We start from the raw sequence: 15629 nt of genomic DNA on the forward strand, positions 1-15629 counted from the left end.
GGCGGGCGCCAGCCAGGTTTTTCCGTCGCGGCGGGCCTGGCATGCTCCCACGATAGCCAAATCGTGGCATGATAAAAAGCACCACGACCCTTGAATTTAATAGAGCCATGACCGACCAAGCCGCCCTGCTCTCCAGCCCGCTGGCGCGCGGGCCGGGCGCCCTGCCGCGCCAACGCCAGCTGATCCAGCGGCTCAAGCAGGCCATCCTGGCGGGCCAGTTGCCCGCCGGCGGCAAGCTGCCGGCCTCGCGCGTGCTGGCCGACGAGCTCGACATCTCGCGCAACACGGTGCTGATCGCCTATGAGCAGCTGACGGCCGAGGGTTATGTCATCGCCGACCGCCAGGGCACCCGCGTGGCGCCGTTGTCGGCCACGGCCGCCAGCGCCGCGAGACAGGCCGCCCAGCGGACCACCGGGCGGGGCTCCCTCCCCGAAGCGCCGGCCTTCCGCACCGCCACGCGGCTGTCGCGCATCGTCTCGACGCGCGCGCCCAACGACGGCTCGCTGCCGCTCACGCCGGGCACGCCGGCCCTGACCCAGTTCCCCATCAACGCCTGGCGCCGGGCCCAGGACCGGGCGCTGCAGGCCGCCCCCGCCGCCACCCTGGGCTACGGCCCGCCGGTGGGCGAACCGGCGCTGCGCGAAGCTATCGCCCAATACCTGCGGGTCTCGCGCGGGGTGCGCTGCGACGCCTCGCGCATCGTCATCACCGAAGGCGCCCAGGGCGCGCTGGCGCTGTGCGTGCAACTGCTGACCAACCCCGGCGACACCGCCTGGCTCGAAGAGCCCGGCTACCGGGGCGCCAAGTCGGCCTTCCACGCGGGCGACCTGAACGTGGTGGCGATGCGGGTCGATGTCGATGGCGTGGCGATCAGCGACGACGACTGGCGCGCGCGGCCGCCGCGCCTGATCCAGACCACGCCGACGCACCAGTACCCGACCGGCGCCGTGCTGTCGCTGGCGCGCCGGCTCGACCTGCTGGAACGGGCGCGCCGCGCCGGCGCCTGGATCATCGAGGACGACTACGACAGCGAATTCCGCCACCAGGGCGAGCCGATCGCCGCGATGCAGGGCCTGCTGCCGGACGCGCCGGTGCTGTACGTGGGCACCTTCAGCAAGACCATGTTCCCCGCCCTGCGGCTGGGCTTCCTGGTGCTGCCGCAGGCCATCGCCGAACCGGCCATGCCGTCGATCACGGAAATGCTGCGCGGCGGGCACCGGCTGGAACAGCTGACCATGGCCGCCTTCATCGACAACGGCCAGTTCTCGCGCCACCTGGGCCGCATGCGGCGGCTGTACCGCGACCGCCAGGCGGCCCTGCGCGAGGCGCTGGCGCAGCACCTGGGCGTCGACCATGAAGTGCTGGGCGGCCACAGCGGCCTGCACCTGACGGTGCGGCTGCCGCCGGACATCCCGGACCGCGCCATCGTCGAACAGGCGCGCCAGCTGGGCATGAATCCCAACGCGCTGTCGACCTTCGCCATCACGCCGCAGCCGCAGGACAACGGCCTGGTGATCGGCTACGGCAACACCAGCGCCGACCGTTTCCCGGCGCTGGTCCGGCAATTGGGAAGGCTGGCCGCGACGCCGCGACGCTGACGCGCGGCCGGGGCCGCGTTCAGCGGAGAATGTTCAACGGCGCGAATCCAGCGCCATGCGCACCGCCAGGCCGGCCAGCACCGTGCCCATCAGCCAGCGCTGGATCACGATCCACAGCGGCCGGCCGGCCAGGAAACCGGCGATCGAGCCAGCCATGATGGCGATGACCGCGTTGACCGACAGGCTGATGGCGACCTGCGTCAGGCCCAGCGCGATCGACTGGGTGAATACGCTGCCATGGTCGGGCTGGATGAACTGCGGCAGCAGCGACACGTACAGCACGGCGATCTTGGGATTGAGCAGGTTGGTCACCAGGCCCATCGTGAACAGCGTGCGCGGGCTGCTGGCCGGCAGCTCGCGCACCTGGAACGGCGAGCGGCCGCCCGGGCGCACCGCCTGCCAGGCCAGGTACAGCAGATAGAGCGCGCCGCCAAAGCGCAGCGCGTCGTAGGCGAACGGCACCGACATCAGCAGCACCGTCAGGCCAAAGGCCGCGCACAGCACATAGAAGATGAACCCCACCGCCACCCCGGACAGCGAAATCAGGCCGGCCTTGGGCCCCTGCGAAATCGAGCGCGACACCAGATAGATCATGTTGGGCCCGGGCGTGAGCACCATGCCCAGGGCGACCAGGGCGAACGTCAGGAGATTGGCAATGTCAGGCATGATGCGCCGGCGCGGGCCGGTCGGTAGTGGGGGGATGAGCCGTCACATTATCTGAAATCTGTATCGGAACAGCGCGATTTTTCTGGGACCGCGGCGCGCCTGTTGCGCGGCCGCCGCGGACCGGCCCGCGCAGGCGGCGGCGCCGGCGCGCGGCCCGCATACAACAATCGCGCCGCTTTTAAATGTGGCCGGATGGGCCGCCCGGCCGGACCGGGATACAGTGGTCGGGTCGCACCGCCAGTCGCGGGAGGATCCGCCCATGCCGCCACGCCCATCGTCCCCGTCCGCCGCCCCTCGCGCCGGCGCCATCCGCGTCGGCATCGGCGGCTGGACCTACGCGCCATGGCGCGGCCCCTTCTACCCGGAAGGCCTGCCGCACGCGCGCGAACTCGAATACGCCAGCCGCCAGCTCACCGCCATCGAGATCAACGGCACCTATTACAGCAGCCAGAAACCGGCCACCTTCGCCAAGTGGCGCGACGAGACGCCGGATGGCTTCGTGTTCTCGCTCAAGGCCTCGCGCTACGCCACCAACCGCCGCGAACTGGCCGGCGCGGGGGAATCCGTGCACCGCTTCGTGCATGGCGGCATCGCCGAGCTGGGGCCCAAGCTGGGACCGATCGTGTGGCAGTTCGCGCCCACCAAGGTGTTCGACGCCGACGACTTCGGCGCCTTCCTGGCGCTGTTGCCGGACCAGGTCGACGGCCTGCCGCTGCGCCACGTGATGGACGTGCGCCATGCCAGCTTTGCCTGCGAGGCCTACCTGGCCCTGGCGCGCCGCTACCGCGTGGCCACGGTCTACACCGACAGCGAGGACTATCCGTCGCTGGCCGACCGCACCGCCGATTTCGTCTATGCCCGCCTGATGCGCGCCAGCGCCGCCTTCAAGGCCGGCTACGCGCCCAAGGTGCTGGACGCGTGGGCCGAGCGCCTGCGCACCTGGGCGCAGGGCGGCGATCCGGCCGACCTGCCGCGGGTGGACCCGCGCAAGCCGGCCGGCGCGGCGCATGCGCGCGACGTGTTCGCGTTCTTCATCAACGGCGCCAAGGAGCGCGCGCCGGCGGCGGCGCGCGCCATGATCGAGCGGCTGTAGCGGGCGCGCGGGCGTCCGCCGCCGCCATGCCGGCCGGGGTCGCATGGAATGCCGGCCCCGGGGAAGGCCGGCGCCGGCCTTAGTTCGCGACCGGCGTGCGCAGCGTCACGAACTCTTCGGCCGCGGTCGGGTGGATGCCGATGGTGTCGTCGAACACGCGCTTGGTGGCGCCGGCCTTGAGCGCGATGGCGATGCCCTGCACGATCTCGCCGGCTTCCGGGCCGACCATGTGCACGCCCAGCACCTTGTCGGTGTCGGCGTCCACGATCAGCTTCATCAGGGTCTTTTCCTGCGACTCGGTCAGCGTCAGCTTCATGGGGCGGAAGCGGCTTTCGAACAGCTTGACCGTGTGGCCGGCCGCGCGCGCCTCTTCGGTCGTCATGCCGACGGTGCCGATGTTGGGCAGGCTGAACACGGCGGTCGGGATCAGCTTGTAGTCGACCTTGCGGTATTCCTCGGGGCGGAACAGGCGGCGCGCCACCGCCATGCCCTCGGCCAGCGCCACCGGCGTCAGCGGCACGCGGCCGATGACGTCGCCGATCGCCAGGATCGACGCTTCGCTGGTGCGGTATTCGTCGTCGACCGCGATGAAGCCCTTGGCGTCGAGCTTGACGCCGGTGTTCTCCAGGCCCAGGTTGTCCAGCATCGGGCGGCGGCCGGTGGCGTAGAACACGCAATCGGTCTCGATCACGCTGCCGTCCTTGAGCGTGGCGGCCAGAGTGCCGTCGGCGCGCTTGTCGATGCGGGCCACGTCGGCGTCGAACTTCAGGTCGATGCCCTTCTTGAGCAGCTCGTCGCGCAGGTGCTCGCGCACCGCCTGGTCGAAGCCGCGCAGGAACAGCGGGCCGCGGTAGACCTGGGTGGTCTGCGCGCCCATGCCGTTGAAGATGGAGGCGAACTCGACCGCGATGTAGCCGCCGCCCACCACCAGCACGCGGCGCGGCAGCGTCTCCAGGAAGAAGGCCTCGTTCGAGGTGATGGCGTGTTCCTTGCCAGGGATGTCCGGCACCTGCGGCCAGCCGCCGGTGGCCACCAGGATGTGGGCGGCGGTGTAGGTCTTGCCGTCGACCTCGACCGTGTGCGGATCCTTGATGCGGGCATGGGCTTCCAGCAGCGTCACGCCGCTATTGACCAGCAAGTTGCGGTAAATGCCGTTAAGACGCTCGATCTCGCAGTTCTTGTTGGCGATCAACGTGGGCCAGTCGAAGCTGGGCTGGCCGGCGCTCCAGCCAAAGCCGTGGGCCTGCTCGAAATCTTCGCTGTAGTGGGCGCCGTAGACCAGCAGCTTCTTGGGCACGCAGCCCACGTTGACGCAGGTGCCGCCCAGGTAGCGGCTTTCCGCCACCGCCACGCGGGCGCCGAAACCGGCCGCGAAGCGGGCCGCGCGCACGCCGCCGGAGCCCGCGCCGATCACAAACAGGTCGAAATCGAATGCCATGGTGTTTCCTTCGCCGTCCCGGAGCCGGGACGCGTTCACTGTCGGGAGAAGCGCTATTTTGCACCACCGCGCCCTTGCCTGCCGGCTTGCCCCCACTGGCCATGGCCCCTTGCGCCGCCGGAATCCGGCGAATGCCCGGGGCGCGCCGCCTTGCGCTACAGTGGCCGCCTGGGGCGCCATCGCCGTCCCGTCCTTCCACGGAGCAAGATCCATGTCGCTCGACACCTGGCTGGCTTTCGTCGGCGCGTCCGCCCTGCTGCTGATGCTGCCCGGCCCCACGATCCTCACCGTCATCAGCTATTCCATCACCCATGGCCGCCGCGCCCGCCTGCCGCTGGTGCTGGCGGTGGCGCTGGGCGATTCCACCGCCCTGGCCCTGTCGCTGCTGGGCCTGGGCGCGCTGCTGTCGGCCTCGGCGTTCTGGTTCACCGTGGTCAAGACCGCAGGCGGCCTGTACCTGCTGTACCTGGGCGTCAAGCTGCTGCGCGCCGGGGTGGCTCCCGCCACGCTGCCGCAGGCCGGCGCGGCCGGCTCGCGCTGGAAGCTGTTCGCCAACACCTACCTGGTGACGGCGCTGAACCCCAAGGGCATCATCTTCTTCGTCGCCTTCCTGCCGCAGTTCATCGATCCGGCGGGCGACGTCACGCGCCAGCTGTGGACGCTGTCGGCCACCTTCGTGGCCTGCGCCGGCCTGAACGCCACCGCTTACGCGGTGTTCGCCGGTTCGGCGCGCCGCCTGCTGGCCTCGCCGCGCGCGCAGCGCGGCTTCAACCTCGGCGGCGGCGCGCTGCTGTCCGCCGCCGGCATCTGGGCGTTGCTGGCGCGCCGCGCCTGAAGATCGACGGGGCGCGGGCGACGGCAGCGCCGCCGCCCGGTCCGCGCCCCGCCTTACGGCAAGGCCGCCGACACCGCCTCCGGATCCAGCCCGTAGCGCCGGATCGCCTCGGCCGCCCGCTCGGCCGGCAACACGCCCTCGTCCGCCAGCGCCTTGAGCGTGGCCAGCACGATGTGGTGCCGGTCCACCTCGAAGAACGCCCGCAGCGCCTGGCGCGTGTCCGAGCGGCCGAAGCCGTCGGTGCCCAGCGTCACGTAGCGGCGCCCCACGAAAGGACGGATCTGCTCGGCCACCGTCTTCATGTAGTCGGTGGCCGCGATCACCGGCCCCCGGGTGTCGGCCAGGCGGGTCTCGACGAACCCCTGGCGCGCCGCGTCCAGCGGATGCAGGCGGTTCCAGCGCTCGGTCTCCTGCCCGTCGCGGCGCAGCTCCGAATAGCTGGTGACGCTCCAGACGTCGGCCGCCACGCCGAAGTCCTGTTGCAGCAGGTCGGCCGCGGCCAGGGTCTCGCCCAGGATGGCGCCGCTGCCCAGCAACTGCGCGCGCGCCTCGCCCGGACCGCCCTCGCGCAGGCGGTACATGCCCTTGAGGATGCCGGCCTCGGCGCCTTCCGGCATCGGCGGGTGGGCGGTCTTCTCGTTGATCAGCGTCAGGTAGTAGAAGACGTCTTCCTCCTCCTGGTACATGCGGCGCATGCCGTCCTGCACGATCACCGCGATCTCGTAGGCATAGGCCGGGTCATAGGCGATGCACGACGGGATGACCGAGGCCAGCACGTGGCTGTGGCCGTCGTCGTGCTGCAGGCCCTCGCCCTCCAGCGTGGTGCGGCCCGAGGTCGCCCCCAGCAGGAAGCCGCGCGCGCGGATGTCGCCGGCCGCCCAGGCCAGGTCGCCGACGCGCTGGAACCCGAACATCGAATAGAAGATGTAGAACGGAATCGTGGCCACGCCGTGGGTGCTGTAGGCGGTGGCGGCGGCGATCCACGAGGCCATGGCGCCTGATTCGTTGATGCCTTCCTGCAGGATCTGGCCGCGCCGGTCCTCGCGGTAGACGCTGAGCTGATCGGCGTCCTGCGGCGTGTACAGCTGGCCCACGTGCGAATAGATGCCGACCTGGCGGAACATGCCGTCCATGCCGAAGGTGCGCGATTCATCGGGCACGATGGGCACCACGCGCGCGCCGATCTCCGGATCCTTGAGCAACTGCGCCAGGATGCGCACGAACGCCATGGTGGTGGAAAACTCGCGGCCGTCGCTGCCCTTCAGGTGCGCGGCGAACGCCTCCAGCGCGGGCGTGGCCTGCGGCCCGGGGCCGGCCGGGCGCAGCGGCAGGTGGCCGCCGGCGCGCCGGGTGGCCGCTTCCAGGTAGGCCTGTTCCGGCGTGCCGGGTTCCGGCCTGATGTACGGGATCTCTTCCAGGCGCTCGTCCGGCACCGGCAAGGCGAAGCGATCGCGGTAGGCGCGCACCGCCGGGTCGGCCATCTTCTTCTGCTGGTGGTTGGTGTTGGCGGCCTCGCCGGCCGCGCCCATGCCGTAGCCCTTGACCGTCTTGGCCAGGATCACCGTGGGCTGGCCGCGATGCGCCAGCGCCGCGGCGTAGGCCGCATGCATCTTGACCGGGTCGTGGCCGCCGCGGTTGAGCGCGCCGATCTCGTCGTCGCTCAGGTGCGCCACGCGTTCCAGCAGCACCGGGTCGGCACCGAAGAAATGCTCGCGCACGTAGGCGCCGCCGCGCGCCTTGAACACCTGGTATTCGCCGTCCACGCACGCCATCATGCGACGCCGCAGGCGGCCGTCGTGGTCCTGCGCCAGCAGCGCGTCCCAGCCGCCGCCCCAGATCACCTTGATGACGTTCCAGCCGGCGCCGCGATAGACGCTTTCCAGTTCCTGGATGATCTTGGCGTTGCCGCGCACCGGGCCGTCCAGGCGCTGCAGGTTGCAGTTGACCACGAAGATCAGGTTGTCGAGCTTTTCGCGGCCGGCCATGGCCACCGCCGCCAGCGTCTCGGGCTGGTCCTGCTCGCCGTCGCCCAGGAAACCCCAGACGCGCCGGTCCTGCGCCGCGATCAGGCCGCGGTCTTCCAGGTAGCGCATGTAGCGCGCCTGGTAGGCCGCCATCAGCGGGCCCAGGCCCATCGACACGGTCGGGAACTGCCAGAACCCGGGCATGGTGCGCGGGTGCGGATACGAGGCCAGCCCGCCGCCGCCGATCTCGCGGCGGAAGCGGTCCAGTTCGGCCTCGGACAGGCGCCCTTCCAGGTAGGCGCGGGCGTAGATGCCGGGCGCCGAATGGCCCTGGATGTAGAGCATGTCGCCCAGGTAGTCCGGCGTGGCGGCGCGGAAGAAATGGCGGTAGCCGGTTTCGTACAGGGTGGTGGCCGAGGCGTAGGTGGCGATGTGCCCGCCCACGCCGGAATGCTTGCCGGCGCGCAGCACCATGGCCATGGCGTTCCAGCGCAGGTAGGCGTCCAGCCGCGCCTCGATGCGGGTGTCGCCGGGGAACGGCGCCTGGGCCGGCAGGCCGATCGTGTTGACGTAGGGCGTGACGCCGGCCGTGGCGTAGCCGCCGCTGCGGTCGCGGTCCTGGTCGATCAGGCGGTCCAGCAGGTAGTGCGTGCGCGGCAGGCCTTCGTGGGCCAGCACCGCCTGCATCGCGTCCAGCCACTCACTGGTTTCTTCGGGGTCGATGTCGACGCAGTCGATCTCGGGTTCCATGGGCATCCTCCTTGTGGTGCGGAAGCGGCGCCTGGACACGAAAGGTCGGCGCCATCGTTTCACATCGTGAATTGCATTTGCATAATGTGCAATTGCAATCGTATGGAGGTTTTTGAACAATTGCAAGTGCAACTATTCAGAAGGATCGCCAGGAAACGGCCGCTGGCCGCAAAAGACGCGGGGCCACGACCCGACTGGCGGACCGTGGCCCCATCGCGCCGCGCTAGCGCGCGGCGGCCATCATGTACGCCACGGCGGCGCGCAGCGAGGCCTCGTCGGCGGCGGTGCCGCCGCGCGGCGGCATGGCGCCCTTGCCCTTGAGCACGGTGGCCAGCAGCGCGTCGGCGCCCTGCGCCAGGAACGGCGCCCAGGCCTGTTTGTCGCCCAGCTTGGGCGCGTTGGCCACGCCGCTCGCGTGGCACACCACGCAGGCCGAGCGGTAAAGCTTTTCACCGGCCGGGTCGAGCTGCGCCGGGGACTCTGCCGCGGCGGTGGCGAGCCCGCCCGCGGCCAGGCCGACGGCCACGGCGATTCTGATTGCGGGAAACATGGCGGGTTCCTCTTCAGCGCGGGATCGGCGCGGGCGCCTTGATCTGCTTCATCAGGTCGTCGTTCCACTTGCCCTCGACCTTGATGTGGCCGGCCGCGCCCAGCTCGAACGCCTCGATCAGGTTGTGGTTCAGGTAGGCGTACACCCCGGGCTGCTTGAAGGTGTAGAGCGCGGCGCCAGCCGACCCGCCACGGATGAACCAGGTCTCCAGGTTGCGCTGCGGCGGATTGGCGAACTTGCCGGTCTCCCAGACCCAGTCGCCATGGCCGCCGATCAGGTGCGGACGGGTGTCGCGGTTGGCCTGCGAGTGGATCAGCAGCACGGTCTCGCCAACCTTGGCGGTGAGCGCATTGGCGCCGGTCAGCGCGCCGACCTTGCCGTTGAAGACGATGTGCGACGGCGTCAGCGTGCGCATCACCTGCACCGTGTCACCGTAGCTTTCGGCCAGCGTGGCGTAGTCCTTGTACTTGCCGTCCGCGCCCTTGGGGATGTACAGGTCGAACTCGCCGATGGTGTAGGCGCGGTCGTAGTGCAGCGGCTTGCCCTGCGGGTCCTTGAGACCGTCGCGCGGCAGCACCATCAGCGTGCCGCTCATGCCCGACACCACGTGCCACGGCACCATGCCTTCGGGCGCACAGTGGTAGACGAAAGTGCCGCTGCGGTCGGCCTTGAAGCGCAGCGTGGCCTGTTCGCCCGGATTGACGTTGGTCAGCTTGGCGCCGCCCAGCGCGCCGGTGGCTGCGTGGAAGTCGACGTTGTGCGGCATGGCGTTGGTGGCCGGGTTGACCAACGTCAGCTGGACGTAGTCGCCCTCGTGCACCACCAGCGTGGGGCCGGGCATGGAGCCATTGAACGTCATGGCCTGCAGCGTCGTGCCCTTGTCGTCGATCACCATCTTCTTTTCCTCGATGGTCATGGTGAATTCGACGACCTTGGGACCCGACTTGGTCGCCTGCTCGTGCGGATGCACCTGGGGCGGGGCCACCAGCGTGACCTTGGTGTGGGGCAGCTTGTCGGCGTCCTGCGCCCAGGCGGTCCCCGCGGCCATCGAGAAAGCCAGCGCCGCCGCCAGCAAAGTGGGCCGTAATGCGTTCATGTCCAGCTCCTTATCGGGTTTTCAACTGCCGTGTAGGTCGGCAGCCCTATTGAAAGGCGCGCGCCCTCCCCGTTCTTTGCTGTAGCGCAAACTCGGCGCCAACCTGACGCGGCGCGCGCATTGCCACGGCCGCGTGGCGATGCCACCATGAAAGCGGCATCCCCGCCCTGTCCGGAGCCCGTCATGTCGTCGCCCCTTTGTCATGCCCTGCTGCGCAATCTGGACCTGTTCAAGCCCCTGTCCGACGCGCAGCTGGAATCCGCGTTGCGCGGCGCGCAGCCCTGCCGGCTCGAGGCCGGCGCCGTGGTCTACCACCAGGGCGCCAGCGCGGCGCATTTCTTCGTGCTGCTCAGCGGCTGCCTGAAAGTGGCGCAGGTCACGCCCGAAGGCGGCCAGGTGGTGGTGCGCTACGTCAATCCCGGCGACCTGTTCGGCCTGGCCTGCGCCATGCGCCAGCCGCGCTATCCCGCCACCGTGCTGGCGGTGCAGGAAAGCGTCTGCCTGGCCTGGCCGGACGCGCTCTGGGAACGCTTCACCAGCCACCATCCGCAACTGGCGGCACTCGCCCTGCAGACCATGGGCCAGCGTCTGCAGGACGCGCACCTGCGCATCCAGGAGCTGTCCAACGAAGAGGTTGAACAGCGCGTGGCGCGCGCCATCCTGCGGCTGGTGGACAGCGCCGGCCAACCCACCGCCGACGGCATCGGCATCGCCTTCCCGATCACGCGCCAGGACATCGCCGAGATGACCGGCACCACGCTGCACACCGTCAGCCGCCTGCTCAGCGGCTGGAAGCAGCGCGGCATCGTCGACAGCGGCCGCAAGCGCATCGTGCTGCGCTCGCCCGCCGCGCTGGCGCGGGTCGGCGCGCATGCGCCGGCGGCGGGCTGTGCGGGCTGCGCGTCCTGTATCGACGGGCCGCCAGGCATCGCTACGGATTTGAGCGCTGAAAAGCGGTAGCTGCTGCTACTGCTCGACCACCTTCTCGGCCCGCTGATATCGTTTCTTGCGACAGGAATTGCGTCCACCAGAAGCTGCGCACAAATCGACCCAGTGTCAAAAATGACACCCTCATGCCCGGCATGCCCGGTGCTAAACTGGATTCCACCTTTTCAGCACTTTCACCATGTACAACGGCACTGGAATCTATTCTCTGCGGGAAGCCGGCAGACTGGTGCAGGCCAAACCGCGCGACTTGAACCGTTGGCTATTTGGGTATCACTTTCCCAAAAAAGGCCCGGACGGCGAACACATGCGAGCGTTTTCTCCACCGCTCTGGCAGACGCAGGTGGACACCTCCGAATACGAAGAGCCGATCATTGGCTTCCAAGACCTTCTGGAAGTCCGGTTCGTCCGAGCGTTTATCCAACATGGAATTCCGCTCATCGTCATACGGAAATGCCTGGAAAGCGCGCGCTCCATCTACGGTGTCGCATATCCGTTCACGAACCTGCAATTCAAGACCGATGGCAAGACGATCTTTGGCGAAGCGCTGAAAGAGGCTGAAAGCGAAGGAGCGTCGCTCGTCGATTTGAAGAATCGTCAAAACGTCTTCCGCGACATCATTACGCCATCGCTATACACGGGTATCGAATACAACGGCACCCAGGCGACAAAGTGGTATCCAACCCCAAAACGCGAACGGATTGTCCTTGATCCATCAAGGCAATTCGGCAGCCCCATCATCGAAGATACAGGGACGCCGACGGACGTTCTTTACGCCTCATATCTTGCGGAAGGTGAAAACGAAGGCGCCATCGTGACTACGTCGGCGATCTACGATGTTCCGCACAGATTTGTGCGCTCTGCTGTCCGGTTCGAATCCGGTCTGAAGCAGAGGAATCATTGAACTTTCTCTTCGACAACAATCTACCGCCTGCCTGGGCGGCCACCATGGCCGTGGCAAGCATACGCAGATTTACAAGCACCGCACTGGGAAAGGTTGTTCAACTGCGCGAACGATTCCCCGCCAACACCAAAGACCTGGAATGGCTCGAGCTGCTGGGCCGGGAAAAGAACTGGTCCAGGCGAATGCCGTGGAGGCCTCCGCACTGGAAGTACCGTGGCGTATTTCGAGTCGATTTCGGCAGTTATAGGTCGATCTCGGCCCCATCGATTGTTGGCTTCGACATGTCCGACGCCGCCCCCGCGCATCAGGCCGGGCCGCGCTAGGCCGGCCCCTCCTCCCGCACCAGCCGCAGCCCCAGGTTGGCCGGCGGCACGCCGACCGAGCAGGCGCCGCCCTTGGGGTCGCGGATGAAGTCCGGCAGATAGGCGATGTGCCGCCCCGCCGCCACGCGGATGCCGCAGTTGCGGTCGGCGCCGTCATCGGCGCCCGCTGCTCCCGCCGCGCCGCCCTGCGTGAGCGCCAGGATGCGCCGCGTGTAGCAGTCATCGGTCCATTCCCACACGCTGCCCGCCACGTCCATCAGGCCCGTCGCATTGACGCCGTACGCGCCGAAGGCCCGCACCTCGGTGGCCTCCTGGCCGCGCCGGGCCTGCGCGTCGTACTCGGCCAGCCAGCGCTGCGCCGGATCGCCGTCCGCGGCAGGCAGCGGCGTTTCCTCGCGGTAGGCGTCGCCCGCCGCATAGACCCATTCGGCATAGGTGGGCAGCCGCCAGCGCTGCCCGGTGCGGGCCGACAACCAGGCCGCGTAGGCCGACGCGTCGGTCCAGCTCAGGCCCACGGCCGGCAGGTCCGGCGCGCGCAGTTCACGGAAGGCCGGATCCAGCGGCTTGCAGCCGCCCGCGCGGACACAGGCCGCGTATTCGGCCTGGCTGACCTGGCGCTTCATGATGAGCAGGCCTCGCGCCATGTCCGCGGTCAGCGGCGCCGGCGAGACCGGATAGCCGTTGCGCAGCGTTTCGCCCGGCGGCAGGTAGGCCACCTGGCCGGGCGGCAGCCGCGACACCTCGGGAGAAATGGAATGGGCCCGCTCGGCGGGCCCACAGGCGGACAACGGCAGGACGAGAAAGACGACGGCCAGCAGGCGGCGCATGACGGCGCTCCGGTTGTGCCCGGGGCCGCGATGCCCCGAGGTCCGCTGTCATTGAAGCCCCGTCCGGCCCCGCTCTCTTTGCGCTGGCGCAATGAGCGGGATGGACGGGGCGCAAACAAGCGGGTCGGTGCGCCGCCCCGCGGACGCGCCTGAGGCGCGCATCCACGGAGCAAGCCGCTAGCGGCGCGCGGGCTCGGCCCGCAGCACCGGCTCGGCCGCGGCCGGCTTGCCGCTCAGCAGGCCCAGGATGACCTGCACCACCATCGCCAGCGCCCCCAGCAGGAACACCACGTCGCCAAACGTGCGGCCCCAGCGCAGGGTCTTGAGGATGTCCTGCTGCATGAAGGCCTCGCTGCGCGCGTACCACATGCCTTCGCTGACGCTGGCGTGGAACTGGATCAGGCCGATCGGCAGCAGGCTGGTGAAGATCATCAGCGCCAGGCCCAGGTTCAGCCCCCAGAACGCCAGCTTCATCAGGCCGGGGCTGAGCGCGTATTGCGGCCGGATGTAGCGCAGCACCAGCAGCGTGAAGCCCAGCGCCAGGAAACCATAGACCCCGAACAGCGCGGCGTGCGCGTGCACCGGCGTGGTGTTCAGGCCCTGGATGTAGTACAGCGACACCGGCGGGTTGATCATGAAGCCGAACACGCCCGCGCCCAGCATGTTCCAGAAGGCCACCGCGACGAAGCACATCAGCGGCCACTTCAGGTTTTCCATCCACGGCGCGCGCGTCTTCAGGCGCCAGTTCTCCCAGGCCTCGTGGCCCAGCACGATCAGCGGCACCACTTCCAGCGCCGAGAAGCTGGCGCCCACCGCCATCACCGGCGTGGTGGTGCCGGCGAAGTACAGGTGGTGGAAGGTGCCGGGAATGCCGCCCAGCATGAACAGCGAGGCCGAGGCCAGGCTGGCGGTGGTGGCCATGCGGCGCGACACCAGGCCCAGGGTCGAGAAGATGAAGGCCAGCGCGGTGGTGGCGAACACTTCGAAGAAGCCTTCGACCCACAGGTGCACGATCCACCAGCGCCAGTACTCCATCACGGTCAGGTGGGTGCGCTCGCCGTAAAAGAAGCCGGCGCCGTAGAACAGGCCGATGGCGCCGACGGATGCGGTCAGCAGCGCCAGCAGGTTCTTGTCGCCGCCCGGCGTGCGCAGCGCCGGCACGATGCCGCGCAGCATCAGCACCAGCCAGAAGCAGATGCCGGCGAACTTGCCGATCTGCCACAGGCGGCCCAGGTCGACGTATTCATAGCCCTGGTGGCCCAGCCAGAAGTTCAGGTCCGGCGGCATGATCTGGGCGATCGCCAGGTAGTTGCCCGTGAACGAACCGGCCACCACCAGCACCAGCGCCCAGAACAGGATGTCGACCCCGACCTTCTGGTACTTCGGATCGCGCCCGCCGTTGATCAGCGGCGCCAGGAACAGGCCCGCGGCCAGGAAGCCGGTGGCGATCCAGAACAGCGCGCTCTGCAGGTGCCAGGTGCGCACCAGCGAATACGGGAACCACTGAGACAGGTCGATGCCGTAGAACTTCTGCCCCTCGACCGTGTAGTGCGCGGTGAAGCCGCCCAGCAGCACCTGGAAGCCGAACAGCGCCACCACCAGGAACAGGTACTTGCCCAGCGCGCGCTGCGACGGCGTCAGGGCGAAGGTGGTCAGCGGGTCCTGCGCCGGCGCCGGCGGCTCGGGTTCCTCCTTGCCGCGCAGGAAGGCCCAGGCCCACACCAGCAGGCCGATGCCGGCCAGCAGCACCACCACGCTGATGATCGACCACATCACGTTCTCGCTGCTCGGATGGTTGCCGATCAGCGGTTCGTGCGGCCAGTTGTTGGTGTAGGTGACCGAGGTTCCTTCGCGCTCGGTGGCGGCGGCCCAGGCGGTCCAGAAGAAAAAGTGCGTCAGCTGCTGGCGGCGCTTCGCGTCGGGCAGCGTGTTCTCCTTCATGGCGTAGTGCTCGCGGCTGGTGTGCAGCGCCGGCGCGTCCGAGAACAGCTGGTCGTAGTAGGCCGCTGTCTGCGCCACCGCCTGCGCGCGGCGTGGGCTCAGCACCAGCTTGCCGCCGGCCGCGTCGGCGCGGTTGGCGCGGTACTCGGCCTTGAGCTGCTCGCGCAGCGCGGCCTGGGCCGGCGCGTCGAGCTGGCCGTAGTCGCGGCCATGCGCGTCGCGCGCCGCCAGGTCGAGCCAGGCCGTCAGCTCGCGGTGCAGCCAGTCGGCGGTCCAGTCGGGCGCCTGGTAGGCGCCGTGGCCCCAGATCGAGCCCAGCTGCATGCCGCCGATCGACTGCCAGGCGGTCTGGCCGTCCAGGATGTCGTCGCGGCCGAACAGGCGCGTGCCGTCGGCGCTGGCGACCTCCTGGGGAATCGGCGGCGCCTGGCGGTAGACTTCGCCGCCGTAGAAGCCGAGCAATGCGAACGTGACCGCCAGCACGGCGATCAGCGTGAACCATAACTTTTTATACGGGCCCATGATGGGGACACCCTCCTGTGTTGCGTTGTGGGGTATGTCCGCTAACGCGAATTCCGTGCCAGGGAAAAGCGCCGCAAAATCATGGAGTTGAAACCGGCGCGGTGGTATCTACCCGGGTCGGTCGCGGTATAAAGGACCCGCCCGCGGTGTTTTCGACCCTGCCCGCGACGGCCGGGG

13 protein-coding genes are annotated in these 15629 nt (G+C 69.0%); 6 read left to right on the forward strand and 7 right to left on the reverse strand.

Translation table 11 applies throughout. The annotated features are described in order from the left end of the window. Window positions 1-68 precede the first annotated feature (68 nt). Window positions 69-1598, forward strand: coding sequence for a PLP-dependent aminotransferase family protein (locus I6I07_RS27890; protein WP_198484551.1), 1530 nt, complete (start codon window positions 69-71; stop codon window positions 1596-1598). Between the two features lie 33 nt (window positions 1599-1631). On the opposite strand, the gene I6I07_RS27895 is transcribed toward I6I07_RS27890, so the two are convergent. Then, entirely contained in the window at window positions 1632-2264 is a 633-nt protein-coding gene (locus I6I07_RS27895; RefSeq protein ID WP_006394158.1) for a LysE family translocator, read from the reverse strand. A 259-nt stretch (window positions 2265-2523) separates the two neighbouring features. Here I6I07_RS27895 and I6I07_RS27900 point away from each other — a divergent pair, with 259 nt between their 5' ends. Beyond that, complete coding sequence (locus I6I07_RS27900; protein WP_198484552.1) at window positions 2524-3357, forward strand: DUF72 domain-containing protein; 834 nt, start codon at window positions 2524-2526, stop codon at window positions 3355-3357. A 79-nt stretch (window positions 3358-3436) separates the two neighbouring features. Here the strand turns inward: I6I07_RS27900 and gorA are convergent, their stop codons facing one another. Beyond that, complete coding sequence (gene gorA / locus I6I07_RS27905) at window positions 3437-4795, reverse strand: glutathione-disulfide reductase (protein WP_198484553.1); 1359 nt, start codon at window positions 4793-4795, stop codon at window positions 3437-3439. Between the two features lie 211 nt (window positions 4796-5006). Between gorA and I6I07_RS27910 the strand changes: the two genes are divergently transcribed. After that, window positions 5007-5630, forward strand: coding sequence for a LysE family translocator (locus tag I6I07_RS27910; RefSeq protein WP_198484554.1), 624 nt, complete (start codon window positions 5007-5009; stop codon window positions 5628-5630). Between the two features lie 53 nt (window positions 5631-5683). Here I6I07_RS27910 and aceE read toward each other — a convergent pair whose 3' ends face one another. The 3 genes from aceE to nirK form a co-directional block, all read right to left on the reverse strand. Continuing rightward, a complete protein-coding gene (gene aceE / locus I6I07_RS27915; RefSeq protein WP_198484555.1) occupies window positions 5684-8344 on the reverse strand; it encodes a pyruvate dehydrogenase (acetyl-transferring), homodimeric type in 2661 nt (886 codons plus the stop codon). 223 nt (window positions 8345-8567) lie between these two features. Next, a complete protein-coding gene (locus I6I07_RS27920; RefSeq protein WP_198484556.1) occupies window positions 8568-8894 on the reverse strand; it encodes a c-type cytochrome in 327 nt (108 codons plus the stop codon). A gap of 13 nt (window positions 8895-8907) precedes the next feature. Beyond that, complete coding sequence (nirK, locus tag I6I07_RS27925) at window positions 8908-9990, reverse strand: copper-containing nitrite reductase (RefSeq protein WP_035360229.1); 1083 nt, start codon at window positions 9988-9990, stop codon at window positions 8908-8910. 183 nt (window positions 9991-10173) lie between these two features. On the opposite strand from nirK, the gene I6I07_RS27930 reads away from it, so the two are divergent. From I6I07_RS27930 to I6I07_RS27940, 3 genes are all read left to right on the forward strand, one after another. Beyond that, window positions 10174-10950 (forward strand): Crp/Fnr family transcriptional regulator, encoded by a 777-nt coding sequence (locus tag I6I07_RS27930; RefSeq protein ID WP_198484557.1) that lies wholly within the window; start codon window positions 10174-10176, stop codon window positions 10948-10950. Between the two features lie 166 nt (window positions 10951-11116). Beyond that, entirely contained in the window at window positions 11117-11839 is a 723-nt protein-coding gene (locus I6I07_RS27935; RefSeq protein ID WP_198484558.1) for a DUF433 domain-containing protein, read from the forward strand. After that, window positions 11836-12162, forward strand: coding sequence for a hypothetical protein (locus tag I6I07_RS27940; protein ID WP_198484559.1), 327 nt, complete (start codon window positions 11836-11838; stop codon window positions 12160-12162). The genes I6I07_RS27935 and I6I07_RS27940 overlap by 4 nt, the downstream gene beginning before the upstream one ends. On the opposite strand, the gene I6I07_RS27945 is transcribed toward I6I07_RS27940, so the two are convergent. Both I6I07_RS27945 and I6I07_RS27950 read right to left on the reverse strand, forming a co-directional pair. Further along, entirely contained in the window at window positions 12159-12989 is an 831-nt protein-coding gene (locus tag I6I07_RS27945) for a formylglycine-generating enzyme family protein (protein WP_198484560.1), read from the reverse strand. The genes I6I07_RS27940 and I6I07_RS27945 overlap by 4 nt on opposite strands. A gap of 177 nt (window positions 12990-13166) precedes the next feature. Beyond that, window positions 13167-15452: a nitric-oxide reductase large subunit gene (locus I6I07_RS27950; protein WP_198484561.1), complete on the reverse strand. Its 2286-nt coding sequence runs from the start codon at window positions 15450-15452 to the stop codon at window positions 13167-13169. Window positions 15453-15629: the final 177 nt, after the last annotated feature.

Origin of the sequence: Achromobacter deleyi, assembly GCF_016127315.1 — a bacterium.
GTDB lineage: Bacteria > Pseudomonadota > Gammaproteobacteria > Burkholderiales > Burkholderiaceae_B > Achromobacter > Achromobacter insuavis_A.

What these genes read in the sequence shown, in the direction of transcription:
- nirK (WP_035360229.1), bottom strand. Translation starts at nt 9,990, where the DNA reads ATGAACGCATTACGGCCCACTTTGCTGGCGGCGGCGCTGGCTTTCTCG.
- I6I07_RS27920 (WP_198484556.1), bottom strand. Translation starts at nt 8,894, where the DNA reads ATGTTTCCCGCAATCAGAATCGCCGTGGCCGTCGGCCTGGCCGCGGGC.
- aceE (WP_198484555.1), bottom strand. Translation starts at nt 8,344, where the DNA reads ATGGAACCCGAGATCGACTGCGTCGACATCGACCCCGAAGAAACCAGT.
- I6I07_RS27895 (WP_006394158.1), bottom strand. Translation starts at nt 2,264, where the DNA reads ATGCCTGACATTGCCAATCTCCTGACGTTCGCCCTGGTCGCCCTGGGC.
- I6I07_RS27935 (WP_198484558.1), top strand. Translation starts at nt 11,117, where the DNA reads ATGTACAACGGCACTGGAATCTATTCTCTGCGGGAAGCCGGCAGACTG.
- I6I07_RS27910 (WP_198484554.1), top strand. Translation starts at nt 5,007, where the DNA reads ATGTCGCTCGACACCTGGCTGGCTTTCGTCGGCGCGTCCGCCCTGCTG.
- I6I07_RS27945 (WP_198484560.1), bottom strand. Translation starts at nt 12,989, where the DNA reads ATGCGCCGCCTGCTGGCCGTCGTCTTTCTCGTCCTGCCGTTGTCCGCC.
- I6I07_RS27930 (WP_198484557.1), top strand. Translation starts at nt 10,174, where the DNA reads ATGTCGTCGCCCCTTTGTCATGCCCTGCTGCGCAATCTGGACCTGTTC.
- I6I07_RS27950 (WP_198484561.1), bottom strand. Translation starts at nt 15,452, where the DNA reads ATGGGCCCGTATAAAAAGTTATGGTTCACGCTGATCGCCGTGCTGGCG.
- I6I07_RS27900 (WP_198484552.1), top strand. Translation starts at nt 2,524, where the DNA reads ATGCCGCCACGCCCATCGTCCCCGTCCGCCGCCCCTCGCGCCGGCGCC.
- I6I07_RS27890 (WP_198484551.1), top strand. Translation starts at nt 69, where the DNA reads ATGATAAAAAGCACCACGACCCTTGAATTTAATAGAGCCATGACCGAC.
- gorA (WP_198484553.1), bottom strand. Translation starts at nt 4,795, where the DNA reads ATGGCATTCGATTTCGACCTGTTTGTGATCGGCGCGGGCTCCGGCGGC.